This is a genomic window from Halomonas sp. HAL1 (assembly GCF_030544485.1).
Lineage (GTDB): Bacteria > Pseudomonadota > Gammaproteobacteria > Pseudomonadales > Halomonadaceae > Vreelandella > Vreelandella arctica.
This window is the reverse complement of the sequence record NZ_CP130610.1, coordinates 1,943,732-1,957,428: the sequence shown is the minus strand read 5'-3', so window position 1 is coordinate 1,957,428 and position 13,697 is coordinate 1,943,732. Positions and strand designations below refer to the sequence as shown.

Genomic DNA, 13,697 nt, shown 5'->3' with positions numbered 1-13,697 from the left:
GCGGTTCTCCTATTAACGATTGGCAGAAGAGGTTGGTGAGGTGGCGCTCATAATGCGAACGGCCTCGCTCTTAACGGTATTCTTGCGCTCGGCAAGACGGCGGCCTTCGGCGGACTGCAGCGCGCAGTCTTCGTCAGAAGTGGCCGAGAAGCGCACCGCTTCTTCTTCCCATACGGCGTCCAATGCTTCGGGGGTGTTATCAGGCGCTTCTTTTTTGACCTGGGGCCGATGCTCTTCGACATCACCCTCTGCCCCAATTAACGCCAACAGTGACATCGGTACCAGGGCGTAATCCGCTCCCCGCTCCTCCAGTCGTGCGGTCAGTAGTGCCAGGATATGGCGTATTTCGCCCAGCCAGCGGCCTATCTCGGCTTCGTCGCACAGCGACAGGTATTCAAGAAACACCGGTAGATGATCGGGCAGTTCACGGGCATCCAACTCGAACCCGGCCGCGCTGTACTCAGCCATAAGATCCACCATGGCCTGACCACGGTCACGGGACTCGCCGTGCACGTGTTCAAATAGCAGCAGCGACGTAGCGCGCCCCTTATCGAACATGGCGACATACTCGGCCTGCAGCTCAAGCAAGTCGCCATCGTTAAGTCGCTGACACCACTCCATTAATGACGACTTGAGAGCCGCCCCCAGGCGGCGCTCGGCATTGAGGATTTCGATAAGCTCGCCACAGGCATCCTGCAGTTCCTGGGTCGGGTAATCGAGCAGGCGGGCCAGTACGCGTAGGCTACGCATACCCTGTAGCGGTTCGAACGACGGCTCTACCGGGGTCGGCGATTGGGTAGCGGCTTCAGTCATGACGAGACTCCTCAAGTTGTGGCTGCGGGTCGAAGACCTCTACCGGCTTCACCAACACGCTGGTCTGCTTTCGGCCATTGAACAGGTTGGGCTGGCTCTCACCGTGGCAACCATCACCAAAGGTAAAGCCGCATCCTCCCCGTTCAGGGAAGGCTTCGGTGGCCATTTCTCGATGGCTGGTGGGGATCACGAAACGATCCTCGTAGTTGGCAATGGCCAGGTAGCGGTACATCTCCTCTACTTGGGCCACGCTCAGCCCGACGGCGTCGAGTACCTCGGCATTAGGAACGCCATCCACATGCTTACTGCGCATATAGACACGCATCGCCATTAAGCGCTTGAGTGCCAGCACCACGGGCTCCTCTTCGCCAGCAGTTAGCAGGTTGGCTAGGTACTTCACTGGAATACGCAGCGATTCAATTTTGGGCAGGATGCCGTCGAATTCCACATGCCCTGCTTCAGCGGCAGATTGAATCGGCGACAGCGGCGGTACGTACCACACCATCGGCAGCGTGCGGTATTCTGGGTGCAGCGGCAGCGCCAATCCCCAGTCGATCGCCATCTTGTAAACCGGTGAGGCCTGGGCGGCTTTGATGACGTTGTCTTGAATGCCATCCCGCTTGGCCTGGGCAATCACTTCCGGATCGTTGGGATCAAGGAAGATCTCGCGCTGGCGATGGTAGAGGTCACGCTCGTCGGGAGAACTTGCCACCTCTTCAATGCGGTCGGCGTCATATAGCAGCACGCCGAGATAGCGAATGCGGCCCACACAGGTCTCGGAGCAAATAGTCGGCTGACCGGCCTCGATACGCGGGTAGCAGAAGATGCATTTTTCGGACTTACCACTTTTCCAGTTGTAGTAGATCTTTTTGTAGGGGCAGCCGGAGATACACATCCGCCAGCCACGGCACTTGTCCTGGTCAATTAGAACGATGCCGTCCTCTTCGCGCTTGTAGATGGCACCGCTTGGGCAGCTGGCTACGCAGGTGGGGTTCAAGCAGTGCTCGCACAGGCGCGGCAGGTACATCATGAAGGTGTTTTCAAACTGGCCGTAGATATCTGCCTGCACCTTGTCGAAGTTGGCGTCTTTGCGCCGCTTGGCGAACTCGGTGCCGAGAATCTCTTCCCAGTTTGGGCCCCATTCGATCTTTCTCATACGCTGACCGGAAATCAGCGAGCGCGGACGTGCCACCGGCTGGTGCTCGCCGATCTTGGCGGTATGCAGGTGTTGATAGTCGAAAGTGAACGGCTCATAGTAGTCATCCATTTCAGGCAGGTCGGGGTTGGCGAAGATATTCGCCAGCACCCGCCATTTGCCACCAATACGCGGTTCAATCCGGCCGTCGTTACGGCGCATCCAGCCGCCCTTCCACTTGGCCTGGTTCTCCCACTCTTTGGGGTAGCCGATACCGGGCTTGGTCTCGACATTGTTGAACCAGGCGTACTCCATGCCTTCGCGACTGGTCCAGACATTTTTGCAGGTCACCGAACAGGTGTGGCAACCGATACACTTATCAAGGTTGAGAACCATGCCTACCTGGGAACGAATTTTCATTTCACGGCCTCCTGAGCACTGTTCTTCTGAACACTGTCATTGCCTTCACCATCCAGCCAGTCAACGTGTTTCATCTTGCGCACTAACACGAACTCATCGCGATTTGAGCCGACGGTGCCGTAATAATTAAAACTGTAAGAGAGCTGCGCGTAGCCGCCGATCATATGGGTTGGCTTGGGGCAGACACGGGTGACCGAGTTGTGAATACCGCCCCGCGTGCCGGTGACCTCAGAGCCAGGGACGTTCACGTTGCGCTCCTGGGCGTGGTACATCATCACCATGCCCGCCTTGACCCGCTGGCTGACCACTGCCCGTGCCGCAATCGAGCCGTTGGCGTTGTAGACCTCGATCCAGTCGTTGTCCTCGATCTCGATTTCCGCCGCGTCCGCCTCGGAGAGCCACACCACCGGGCCGCCGCGGTTGAGCGTCAACATCATCAGGTTGTCGGAGTAAGTGGAGTGAATGCCCCACTTCTGGTGCGGCGTGAGGAAGTTCAGCGCCTTGCTCTTGAAGCCGTTGTCGGCGGGAAGCCGGAAACCTTTGGCCGCCTTGGTATCGATGGGTGGACGATAGACCAGCAGGCTTTCGCCGAAAGCACGCATCCAGGCGTGATCCTGATAGAACTGCTGACGGCCACTCACGGTGCGCCAGGGAATCAGCTCGTGAACGTTGGTGTAACCGGCGTTATAGGAGACGTGCTCATCTTCCAGGCCGGACCAGGTCGGGCTGGAGATAATCTTGCGAGGCTGGGCAACAACATCGCGAAAACGGATTTTTTCGTCATGTTTGGGCCTTGCCAGGTGGGTATGGTCACGCCCGGTAATTTTGGAGAGCGCTTCCCACGCTTTCACTGCCACGGCGCCGTTGGTTTCTGGAGCCAGGGTCAGAATCATTTCGGCAGCATCGATAGCGCTGTCGATCAACGGGCGCCCTTTATGCGGGCCATCCAATTTGCGATGGTTGAGCTTGCCCAGCAGCTCGACTTCAGCATCGGTATTCCAAGCGATGCCCTTGCCGCCGTTACCGATACTTTCCAGCAGCGGCCCTATGGAGGTGAAGCGCTCATAGGTTTCGGGGTAGTTGCGCTTGACTTCAATAAGCGATGGCATGGTCTTGCCGGGAATCGGCGCGCATTCGCCCTTCTTCCAATCCATCACCGCCGGCTGGGCCAACTCTCCAGGCGAGTCGTGCTGCATCGGCAGCGTGACCAGGTCGGTCTCCTCGCCCAGGTGGCCTACACACACTTTGGAGAACGCCTTGGCAATACCCTTGTAAATATCCCAGTCACTGCGCGATTCCCAAGCCGGGTCGGTGGCGGCAGTCAATGGATGAATAAAGGGGTGCATGTCAGAGGTATTGAGGTCGTCCTTCTCATACCAGGTTGCCGTAGGCAGCACGATATCCGAGTAAAGGCAGGTGGTGGACATGCGGAAATCCAGCGTCACCAGCAGGTCGAGCTTGCCTTCCGGCGCCTCGTCACGCCATACGACTTCTTCAGGCTTCTGGCCGCCGAAGTCGCCCAGGTCTTTACCCTGAATACCGTGGCGAGTACCCAGCAAGTACTTGAGCATGTACTCATGGCCCTTACCGGAGCTGCCCAGCAGGTTGGAGCGCCAGATGAACATATTGCGCGGGAAGTTCTCCGGTGCATCCGGGTCTTCCGCGGCAAAGCGCAGTTCACCGCTCTTGAGCTGCTGAACGGCATAGTCAGCTGTCGACATACCCGCGGCTTCTGCTTTTTTGGCCAGGCGTAGCGGGTTAGTGTCTAGTTGAGGGGCTGACGGCAGCCAGCCCATGCGCTCAGCGCGCACGTTAAAATCAATCAAACTGCCCGGATAGTCCTCAACCTTGACCAATGGCGAGAGGATTTCCTTGATCTCCAGCTTCTCGTAGCGCCACTGTGAGGAGTGACTGTAAAAAAACGAGGTGGAGTTCATATGACGCGGCGGACGCTGCCAATCAAGACCAAAGGCTAGCGGCGTCCAGCCAGTCTGCGGGCGCAATTTTTCCTGGCCCACATAGTGCGCCCAGCCACCACCGCTCTGGCCGATACAGCCACACATGACCAGCATGTTAATTAGGCCGCGGTAGTTCATGTCCATGTGGTACCAGTGGTTCATACCGGCACCGACGATGATCATGCTACGGCCGTTGGTTTTATGGGCGTTGTCGGCAAACTCACGGGCAATACGGGTGCACTGCTCTGCCGAGACACCGGTAATTTTCTCCTGCCACGCGGGGGTATAGGGGCGAATCTGATCATACGAGGTCGCGCCATCATCCTCGCCGTCGCCGACAAAGCCACGGTCGATACCGTAGTTGGCACACATCAGATCAAAAACGGTGACCGCCAGCATTTCGCTGCCATCGGCTCTCTTCAAGCGTTTGGCGGGCAAATTGTGGAACAGTAAGTCATCGGCGGCGCCAACACCGGCGCCTTTTACGTGCTCAAAGTGCTCGTGCTCTATGCCACCGAAGTAAGGGAACGCCACGCGCGCAACGCTATCATGGTGGTTGACCAAACTTAATAGTGGCTTTATTTCAGTGCCTGCGGCGTCCAGCGATTCTAGGTTCCACTTGCCCACTTCGTCGCCAGTTTCGCCCCAGCGGAAACCGATGGAACCGCGTGGTACCACCAGCTGGTCACGGGTTTCGTCCCAGGCGACGGTTTTCCACTCGGGATTGTTTTCCTGGCCTAGGGCAGCATCAAAATCACTGGCACGCAATTGGCGACCCGGTGCGAAGCTGCCATCTTCCCGCGCTTCCAGTTCCACCAGGAACGGCATGTCGGTATAGCGGCGCACATAGTCGGTGAAATAGGCACTGGGGTTCTCAAGGTGGAATTCCTTGAGGATGACATGGCCCATGGCCATCGCCAGGGCGGCATCGGTGCCCTGCTTGGCGGACAGCCATTCGTCGGTCAGTTTGGAGACTTCGGCATAATCCGGAGTGATCGAGACCGTCTTGGTGCCCTTGTAACGTACTTCGGTAAAGAAGTGGGCGTCCGGGGTACGCGTCTGGGGTACGTTGGAGCCCCAGGCAATAATGTAGCCGGAGTTGTACCAGTCAGCGGACTCAGGTACGTCGGTCTGCTCGCCCCAGGTCATCGGTGAGGCTGGCGGCAAGTCGCAATACCAGTCGTAGAAGCTCATGCAGACGCCGCCAATCAGCGAGAGGTAGCGGCTACCCGCGGCGTAGCTGACCATCGACATGGCAGGAATCGGCGAGAAGCCAATGATCCGGTCGGGGCCGTACTGCTTGGCGGTGTAAACGTTCGAGGCCGCGACCAGCTCGTTGAGCTCGTCCCAGTTACCGCGAACGAAGCCGCCCATGCCGCGAGCACGCTTGTACTGTTTGGTTTTGGCGGGGTCTTCGACGATAGACGCCCAGGCATCTACCGGGTCTGGGTTAGCCTTGAGCGCTTCGCGCCATAGCGCCAGCAGCGGCTTGCGCACTAATGGATACTTGAGGCGATTGGCACTGTACAGATACCAGGAGTAGCTGGCGCCGCGCGGGCAGCCACGCGGCTCATGGTTGGGTAGGTCGGGACGGGTACGCGGATAGTCGGTCTGTTGGGTCTCCCAGGTAACCAGGCCGTTTTTGACGTAGATTTTCCAGCTGCAAGAGCCGGTGCAGTTCACCCCGTGAGTGCTGCGCACCACTTTGTCGTGCTGCCAGCGGGCACGGTAGCTATTTTCCCATTCACGGGATTCGCTGCGTAGTTCACCGTGTTCGTTGGCAAAAGGCTCGCGGGACTTGCGGAAGAAATTCAGCCGATCTATGAAGTGACTCATGGTCGATCTCCAGGCTCCTCGGAAATTTGCATACCCGTCAGTGCGGGTTCCATGGAGTGGATTCTGCGTGATCGACAAGCGAATTACTGCGTGATTACCTCCATATACACCCTGTCTACCCCCAAGGTGATAGAGCGGCGAACGTAAAGGAATAGACGCTGGGAGTTGTTGAAATTACGCCGTGCGTTAGTGTTGGCTTTTCTCATTGCAACTTACTGAACATTCATACAACATACTTGTTTAATAACTAGCTGAACATCGGAGCAAAACGCACTCCATGCATCTCACCCGATTCACCGATTATTCGATACGCGTATTGATCTTTCTTGCGGCCAAGGGGGAGGAGCGTTCTACGATTAATGAAATTGCCGAGACGTTTAATATCTCACGCAATCATTTGATGAAAATCGTTCAGGAGCTTAGTCAGAAGAACTACGTTACCGCTATTCGTGGCAAGAATGGCGGCTTACTGCTGACACGTGACCCCGCAACCATTGGGTTAGGTGAGCTGGTACGCGAGATGGAAAATGACATGGCGTTAGTGGAGTGCTTTCATAGCGACAATGCCTGCATCATTACGCCAGCATGTCGCCTTCAACCGATTCTTAATGATGCACTGTCAGCATTTCTAGACGTGCTCGACCGCTACACATTGGCCGACCTGCTGGGCAGTCAACAATCTCAACTGGCGCAACTTATGCGCATTCCTACTGTCAGCGCTTAGCACTCACTAGCCATCCTGCCCGTCGACTCTTGCCTGCATCAAAGGCCATGTGTAGTGCACAAGAAATATTACGTAGGCCAAACACCAGAAAATGATGCTCAGCGTGTAGATCCAGTGGGTGATCTGGGGAAATAACGCCAAAACGGGTGAGCGCACTAAGGCGGCTATTAGCATTAAGCCTAGCGCCACACCAATACCTGGCAAAGTGCGTATGGGGCGGCCCGTATGACCTAGTGAAACTCTGGCCATCATGGCCAGCATCATGGTGCCCATGCCCCCGATGGTGAGGGCGTGCACGGCAAGTTCAACGCGCATCAGCCCCATGAGTGCCAAGACCCACATGATAAGCCCTAGCGGAATACAGGCGTAGCTGCCGTGGAGCCCCCAAAGTAAAGGTTCGCGCCAACTGTGCAGCCCACCCCAGCGCGCCATGCGAACAGTATTGGCCAACGCCGCTAAGAGCATCACTCCCCCCATTAATAAAGCAGGAATGGCAACCCCCAACATGATGACCAGCTGCAGCACGACTACGCCAGCCGTACTCACCAGCGTCACTCCTTCGAGCAAAGCAATAGGTTCAGGTTTGGTGCGGCCCAAACGATTGGCAGTGAACATGGCAATCACACGTCCGCCCACTACGGTCATCATCAGTGTGATTAACAGTACGGCCAAGTAGGCGGCTTGGCGGATCAGCTCGGCGTCACCCTGCATCACCCCTAAGTGCATCGCCAGGTTAGCCGTGGCAAACAGCAACAGCACAGGTATAAAGATCAAGTTGCGCCAACGCTTTGCGGTAATAACCAGACGCGCCATAGTAATGGCGACCACTGGAAGAAATACAAGGTCAACCGCCAGCAGCAGCCATCCTGGCAAATCCATGGGAAAAGCCATCAGCACTCTACCCAATAGCCATAGCACCACCAGACCCAGTAGCGGCGCGCCGCTTAAGCTCGGCAGTCCTGTCCAGTTGCGTACGGCAGTCAGCAAAAATCCCGCTACCACCGCCGCGGCAAAGCCAAACAACATTTCATGCTGATGCCAGAACACTAGGCCGCCATAAGGACGCAGCAAAATAGTGCCATGCCAGAAGGCCAACCACACCAGTAGAGACGCCACACTAAACAGCGCAGCCAGCAAAAAGAAAGGCCTAAAAGCCAAGCGCATGAATGGCAGATGTTCAAGCTTAGAAACAGGCTGGGATGAGGTGGTCGTTGGCATGGCATGATCCCGACTAAATTACTTGGAAATATGATTGTGCGCCTAGCCATTAACAAAGACCATGACATGCATCAAAAATACATCTTATGGCTGGCGTTTATAGGCCCAAGGCATTAAGATTCATTTTAAATACTTCTTAATATACCGAGGGATTAACAGTGCTAACACATGAGCAGGAAAAACTGATCAACGCGACCGCTCCCGTCGTAGCCGAACACTTAAATGCGATTACCCAGCGCTTCTATCCGCTAATGTTTACCCGCTACCCAGAGGTCAAACCGCTCTTTAATGAGGTTCATCAGCAAAGCGGTGGTCAGCCCCGTGCCCTGGCCCACGCTGTTTTGGCCTATGTCCAACTACGCAGCAACCCAGCTCAGGCGCGGGCCACGCTGGATGTTGTGGTCAGTAAACACATCTCGCTAGGCATTCTCCCTGAACAGTACCCTATCGTCGGTGAATGTTTGCTGGCGGCGATTGGCGAAGTACTCGGTGATGCCGTGACACCAGAAATCGCCGACGCCTGGGGCGCTCTGTATAACGAGCTCGCCGCTCTTTTGATCGATCTTGAAGATCAGCGCTATCGTGAGTTTGAGCAGCGTCCGGGCGGCTGGCGCGGCACACGTCGTTTCAAGATCGCCAGTACCCAGCAGGAAAGTGCCTTAATTCGTTCTTTTATCCTTGAACCCGAGGATGGAGGTCGTGTGGCTGACCATGAGCCAGGTCAGTATATCGGTATACGTCTAACCATTAATGGCGAGCTGGTTTATCGACATTACAGCCTCTCAGACACGCCAAATGGCCAAAGCTATCGAATCTCGATCAAACGCGAAGAACAGGGCCAAGTCAGCCGCCACTTCCACGATGTTTTACAACCAGGCGATATCTTGGAACTGTTACCACCAGCTGGTGACCTTACCTTGGTTGAGGGTGACGAACCTCTGCTGCTTGCCAGTGGAGGGGTTGGGCAAACGCCTCTACTTCCCATGGCTCGCCATGCCTTGTCACTTGGGCGGCAGGTCATCTATCTACACGCCGCCTTGGATGCCGAGCATGATGCTTTTAAAGGCGAATTAGAAGCGCTAGAGAGCGAGTACCCTGAACACCTTCAGGCTGTCCGCATTCATGAGCGCGGCAACGAAGCCGAGCATATTGGTCGTATCGACCGCAGTTTATTAGCTCACTACCTACCAGACCTTAAGACACGCTGCTATTTTGTGGGTCCCCAAGGATTCATGACGGCAATCAATAGTGCTTTGTCTGAATTGGGTGTCGATGAGGATCGCCGCCACTTCGAGCACTTTGGCCCCTCGCGCCCTCTCGAAGCAGCCTGACACTTGTCCCCTGGTTAGAGCTTAGGGTTTATTGCCCTAACTCATGCCAACCAGGAAAGCGGGCTGTGATGAACAGCGGCCCCCACCATATAGGCGAAGATGGCCAACGCCACTAATGCTGCCAAGGCTCGCACCGTTGGCGTTGCCCCGCACTTAATCGCAATGGTGCCAATACCGATATAGGCCAGCAGCGCCAGTAACTTGGCGCCAAGCCAAGGAAGCTGCCAGGGCCATACGGAAAGCAATACCATCAAGGTCACCCCAAGCCCCAGCAAGGCCGTGTCGATGAGATGGGGCAATACCTTGACCCAACGGGCGTTGAGCCGCGGGCTTTCCTGTACCGACCACCAGGCGCGCACTACGAAGAGCGTGATGCTCAGCGCAGCGGCCGTCATGTGCAGGTGCTTGATGAGGAAATAGTGCTCCATGGTAACCGTCCCTAGCCGACGTTAACCGCATTGCCGTGATGATCGAAGGCAAGATAGGCGGTGATATTACCCATTTGCAGCGACTCCATCATACGCTGGAGCTGCCGTTCAACCTCGGTATCATCTTCTGGGTCGTCCATGGCTGCAGCGAAGACTAGATCCCATTCAATCTCGGTACGGCGAGACTCCTCGACCAAAGCAGCCATGCTGCTCAGCGCCTCCATCGACTTGTCTACGCATACCACAGGCACCAACACACCCCCTTCACCCTGTTCGAAGCGGCGCCGCTGGTCAGCATCAGGGAAATCAGGCAGCTCTGCGCGAACGAACACAAACAGCAGTCGCTGGGGCTTAGGTTGTTTACGTGCTTCCTGCAGTAAATCGGCAAACGTCGCTATAGTCATAAAAGGAGCCTTATCGCTAGTAGTTAAGAATCAGTAGGTGAGACTAGTAGATGACGTTACTCGGGTGACTCTACAAAAAGCCATAGCAGCAGCATTATCATGAACAGTGGGATCAGCAGACTGAATGGCGCTGCGCGCCAACCATAGGCTTGGACGACCAGGGGCGCCATCCGCAAGGAAAGCCCTACCCCTGCCGCTAAGGCAAGACAAAGCCCCACACAAAGATGCACCCAACGACCAGGCATCCAGCCTTTGGCGTGGGCGATACCGGTAGCAATCACCGCGCCTCCTAATCCGAGCCCAACGCCCACCAGCAGAAATTCCCACGGCTGGCTTGCCATCCCAAACCCGCCCAGCACCAACGCTAGCCCCAGTAATAGCCACTGCATCAAGCGGCAAGTGTCACCTAGCCTGGCGATATACAAAGCCGGCCACACCAGCAGGGCACCACTACACAGCGGTATCAGCACATAGATTGGTTGTTTTGCGAGCAGGGCATAAAGTGTCCAGCTAGCCACCGCTAAAGCGCTTGCCAGTGGCATTAACAGCATAGCGACCAGCATTTGATAACCATCAACTGGCTGTATTGATGCCTTCAACGTGGGAGGCGGCACAGATGACGGCATGGCGTTTCCCAGCAAAGGTATAAAGGCATCGGAAGACATGCCAGAATTGTCGGCAAATACCGGGTGTAGGTCAAAAAACATCGGAGGTAGGCCGGCTATCCCCAAAGGAATAGCCCTCGTATCGAAATGCAGCCAGTGCCACACTCCCTTACCTCTTCCGCGCTATCGGAAATGCCATGAAATTACTTCAGCGCTCCCTGGTTGCTCGCATCATTGCGTCCTTACTTGCCATTAGCGGGATGGCACTCATCAGCATCACCCTGACCATGGCAATGTCTAACAGCAGCCGTGGCGATGCGGCCGCGATCAATGTCGCTGGCTCACTACGCATGAATGCCTATCAGATCATGGGGGCCTTGCAGCGCCTGGCGTATGTCCCAGAGGAGACAAGCGAAGAGCAGCTCGACGGTCTGATTTCGCGCTTCGATCAGCGTTTGCATGGCACAACGCTACAACAAACAATCCCTGCTGATGATAGTCATGAGCGCCGCCGTCAATTGGAGAAACTTCAGGTCTACTGGCAGCACACGCTTCGCCCGGCACTAGAGGCACCGTCCACAGCCACAGCGCTTGACCTGGATACGCTAGAAATGATGATCGTGGCGATGGTCAGTGACATCGAAATTCTAGTGACCTATCTGGAGCAGAGCACCGAGGCCAAGGTGCGACTGCTAGGCATGATGCAAGTGCTTTTCCTGGTACTGATCGCTATTGTCGTTTCGATAGCCCTCTACGATGTTCGCTTCAATCTGGTAGTGCCTTTACGCCAGCTTATGGTACTTGCCCGCGAGGCGGCTCAGCGCAACTTCAAGCCGCGTTCACAGCTTCGCGGCAGCGACGAGTTGGCATTGTTGGGACACACCTTTAACAAGATGTCTGCCGAGTTGGCAACAAGCTATGCCGCATTAGAAGACAAGGTGTCGCGCAAGGAGCAGGAGCTTGAACGCAGCAATCAGGCGCTGCGGGTAATGCACGATGCCAGCCGCTCGCTGTATGGGGGCGGTAATGATCTCTGCTCTAGCGCAGCGCCCATGTTACGCGAACTTGAAAAGCTGCTGGATATTGGCCCGATACGGCTTTCCCTAAACGATCCTTTTGATCAACGGGAAATGCCGGTTTTAGAAACCCACTCGCGTACCCGACCAGAGTATTGCCGTGACCAGGAATGCCACGCCTGCCTAATCGATCCCCGCCCCTTGGAAATAGTGGCCAATAACCGGTCCCAATGCTTACTGCTACCTATCAGCGTAGGCGATACGCTACTAGGCACCTTAGAAGTGTGGTATCCCCAGGAGCGGCTCAACGATAGCACCCGTCGGCTGCTCACCATGTTAGCCGACCAGCTCGCCACGGCGGTGTACCTGCAGCGGCGTATCGAGGAGCAGCAGCACGTCACGTTGATCAACGAGCGAACCATCATTGCGCGCGAACTGCACGACTCTCTAGCCCAATCACTCTCTTATCTCAAGATGCAGGTCGCCCGTCTCGAACGCATGCAGCAAAAAGAGGCAACCCGCGAGGCGCAGTCTGCGGTATTCGACGAACTACGTACCGGCTTGAACAGCGCCTATCGTCAACTGCGTGAGCTACTCACTACGTTCCGGCTCAAACTTGAGGGACCGGGGCTGCAGTTTGCCTTGCGCCAGACCATCGAGGAGTTTAGCAAGCGCATGGGGGTAGCGGTCGACCTTGACTACGATGTGCCGCCTTATCTGCTTAACCCCAATGAAGAAATTCACGTCCTGCAGATCATTCGCGAGGCGCTGGCCAATACCCACAAGCATGCCCAAGCCCACTGGGCTGGGGTCACCGTGCGTTTCGCCGATGCTCGCCTGCTAGTGCGTATTGAGGATGACGGCATCGGCCTTGAAGACGATAGTTCGCCGCCGATGCACTACGGTTTGGTGATCATTCGCGACCGTGCCACTACCCTGAACGGGAAGCTGAGCATCGCCAATCGCCCCACGGGCGGCACCAGTGTTGAGATTGTGTTTACGCCGTTGACCGCTCGCTTAATTCAGCAGCAGCCTGTGACGGCTGCCCCCGACTCTCACTTAGGTACAGGGACTTCTTAATGACGCTGACCACCGCCAACGATACACCCGCCAGCCTGATGATTATCGACGACCACCCGCTACTACGGCGTGGCGTGATACAGCTGCTTGAACTAGAAGACGACCTTGAATTGGTTGGTGAGACGGGCGACCCAGAAGAAGGCATTGCGCTGGCCCTCAAACTTGAGCCTGACCTGGTTCTACTGGATTTGAACATGCCAGGCGTCAATGGCTTAGAAGCCTTGCGCCGCCTACGGGAAGCTAACTATAGCGGCCGGGTGGTGATGTTTACTGTTTCCAACCATGAGGATGATGTTGTCGCTGCGCTGCGCAACGGTGCCGACGGTTACCTGTTAAAGGATATGGAGCCTGAAGACATGGTTCGCCAGCTGCGTCAGGCTGCTTTGGGGCGCATGGTCATCAGCGAAAGCCTGACCGCCCTACTCGCTGAAGCCCTGCGTAATCAGCGCAATGCGCCCACCACCCCGGATATTCATAGCTTAACGCTGCGTGAACGCGAAATTCTGCAACAGCTTGCTGGCGGCCTCTCCAATAAGCTCATCGCGCGCAAGCTGGATATTACCGAAGGCACGGTCAAGGTTCACGTCAAGCACCTGCTCAAAAAGCTCAACTTACGCTCGCGTGTCGAAGCCGCCGTCTGGGCAGTCCAGGAAGGTATCGATCACTAGTCGATTCTGTGTGGTTACCTCCAAAGACTCACAGCATACTTTTGCTCTGACCCGCGCTTAC

The 13,697-nt window shown here is 56.1% G+C and carries 11 protein-coding genes; 4 read left to right on the top strand and 7 right to left on the bottom strand.

The features are described 5' to 3' along the window. Window positions 1–12: 12 nt before the first annotated feature. From narJ to Q3Y66_RS09115, 3 genes are read right to left on the bottom strand one after another with little or no spacing between them, the layout of a single operon-like run. Window positions 13–813 (bottom strand): nitrate reductase molybdenum cofactor assembly chaperone, encoded by an 801-nt coding sequence (narJ, locus tag Q3Y66_RS09125; protein WP_008958047.1) that lies wholly within the window; start codon window positions 811–813, stop codon window positions 13–15. Next, window positions 806–2,368, bottom strand: a complete 1,563-nt coding sequence (gene narH / locus Q3Y66_RS09120) for a nitrate reductase subunit beta (protein ID WP_008958048.1) — start codon at window positions 2,366–2,368, stop codon at window positions 806–808. The genes narJ and narH overlap by 8 nt, the downstream gene beginning before the upstream one ends. Further along, a complete protein-coding gene (locus Q3Y66_RS09115; protein WP_008958049.1) occupies window positions 2,365–6,162 on the bottom strand; it encodes a nitrate reductase subunit alpha in 3,798 nt (1,265 codons plus the stop codon). Before Q3Y66_RS09115 ends, narH begins: the two co-directional genes overlap by 4 nt. Window positions 6,163–6,439: 277 nt before the next feature. On the opposite strand from Q3Y66_RS09115, the gene Q3Y66_RS09110 reads away from it, so the two are divergent. After that, window positions 6,440–6,886, top strand: coding sequence for an Rrf2 family transcriptional regulator (locus Q3Y66_RS09110; protein WP_008958050.1), 447 nt, complete (start codon window positions 6,440–6,442; stop codon window positions 6,884–6,886). Window positions 6,887–6,892: 6 nt separating this feature from the next. Here Q3Y66_RS09110 and Q3Y66_RS09105 read toward each other — a convergent pair whose 3' ends face one another. Next, the gene (locus Q3Y66_RS09105; protein WP_008958051.1) at window positions 6,893–8,104 is read right to left on the bottom strand and encodes an NnrS family protein; all 1,212 of its coding nucleotides are present in this window, start codon (window positions 8,102–8,104) and stop codon (window positions 6,893–6,895) included. A 158-nt stretch (window positions 8,105–8,262) separates the two neighbouring features. Here Q3Y66_RS09105 and hmpA point away from each other — a divergent pair, with 158 nt between their 5' ends. Beyond that, window positions 8,263–9,435: an NO-inducible flavohemoprotein gene (gene hmpA / locus Q3Y66_RS09100; RefSeq protein ID WP_008958052.1), complete on the top strand. Its 1,173-nt coding sequence runs from the start codon at window positions 8,263–8,265 to the stop codon at window positions 9,433–9,435. 41 nt (window positions 9,436–9,476) lie between these two features. On the opposite strand, the gene Q3Y66_RS09095 is transcribed toward hmpA, so the two are convergent. The 3 genes from Q3Y66_RS09095 to Q3Y66_RS09085 are packed head-to-tail and all read right to left on the bottom strand — an operon-like array spanning window position 9,477 to window position 10,893. After that, window positions 9,477–9,863, bottom strand: coding sequence for a SirB2 family protein (locus tag Q3Y66_RS09095; RefSeq protein WP_008958053.1), 387 nt, complete (start codon window positions 9,861–9,863; stop codon window positions 9,477–9,479). A gap of 11 nt (window positions 9,864–9,874) precedes the next feature. After that, window positions 9,875–10,267 (bottom strand): hypothetical protein, encoded by a 393-nt coding sequence (locus Q3Y66_RS09090; RefSeq protein WP_008958054.1) that lies wholly within the window; start codon window positions 10,265–10,267, stop codon window positions 9,875–9,877. Window positions 10,268–10,323: 56 nt separating this feature from the next. After that, window positions 10,324–10,893 (bottom strand): hypothetical protein, encoded by a 570-nt coding sequence (locus Q3Y66_RS09085; RefSeq protein ID WP_238528523.1) that lies wholly within the window; start codon window positions 10,891–10,893, stop codon window positions 10,324–10,326. Between the two features lie 176 nt (window positions 10,894–11,069). On the opposite strand from Q3Y66_RS09085, the gene Q3Y66_RS09080 reads away from it, so the two are divergent. After that, window positions 11,070–12,968 carry a type IV pili methyl-accepting chemotaxis transducer N-terminal domain-containing protein gene (locus Q3Y66_RS09080; RefSeq protein ID WP_008958056.1) on the top strand — a complete coding sequence of 633 codons (1,899 nt, stop codon included), beginning with the start codon at window positions 11,070–11,072 and terminating at the stop codon, window positions 12,966–12,968. Beyond that, the gene (gene narL / locus Q3Y66_RS09075; RefSeq protein WP_008958057.1) at window positions 12,968–13,636 is read left to right on the top strand and encodes a two-component system response regulator NarL; all 669 of its coding nucleotides are present in this window, start codon (window positions 12,968–12,970) and stop codon (window positions 13,634–13,636) included. Before Q3Y66_RS09080 ends, narL begins: the two co-directional genes overlap by 1 nt. Window positions 13,637–13,697 lie beyond the last annotated feature (61 nt).

Coding starts and splice junctions, on each gene's coding strand:
- narJ (WP_008958047.1), bottom strand. CDS start 813: ATGACTGAAGCCGCTACCCAATCGCCGACCCCGGTAGAGCCGTCGTTC.
- narH (WP_008958048.1), bottom strand. CDS start 2,368: ATGAAAATTCGTTCCCAGGTAGGCATGGTTCTCAACCTTGATAAGTGT.
- Q3Y66_RS09115 (WP_008958049.1), bottom strand. CDS start 6,162: ATGAGTCACTTCATAGATCGGCTGAATTTCTTCCGCAAGTCCCGCGAG.
- Q3Y66_RS09110 (WP_008958050.1), top strand. CDS start 6,440: ATGCATCTCACCCGATTCACCGATTATTCGATACGCGTATTGATCTTT.
- Q3Y66_RS09105 (WP_008958051.1), bottom strand. CDS start 8,104: ATGCCAACGACCACCTCATCCCAGCCTGTTTCTAAGCTTGAACATCTG.
- Q3Y66_RS09095 (WP_008958053.1), bottom strand. CDS start 9,863: ATGGAGCACTATTTCCTCATCAAGCACCTGCACATGACGGCCGCTGCG.
- Q3Y66_RS09090 (WP_008958054.1), bottom strand. CDS start 10,267: ATGACTATAGCGACGTTTGCCGATTTACTGCAGGAAGCACGTAAACAA.
- Q3Y66_RS09085 (WP_238528523.1), bottom strand. CDS start 10,893: ATGCCGTCATCTGTGCCGCCTCCCACGTTGAAGGCATCAATACAGCCA.
- Q3Y66_RS09080 (WP_008958056.1), top strand. CDS start 11,070: ATGAAATTACTTCAGCGCTCCCTGGTTGCTCGCATCATTGCGTCCTTA.
- narL (WP_008958057.1), top strand. CDS start 12,968: ATGACGCTGACCACCGCCAACGATACACCCGCCAGCCTGATGATTATC.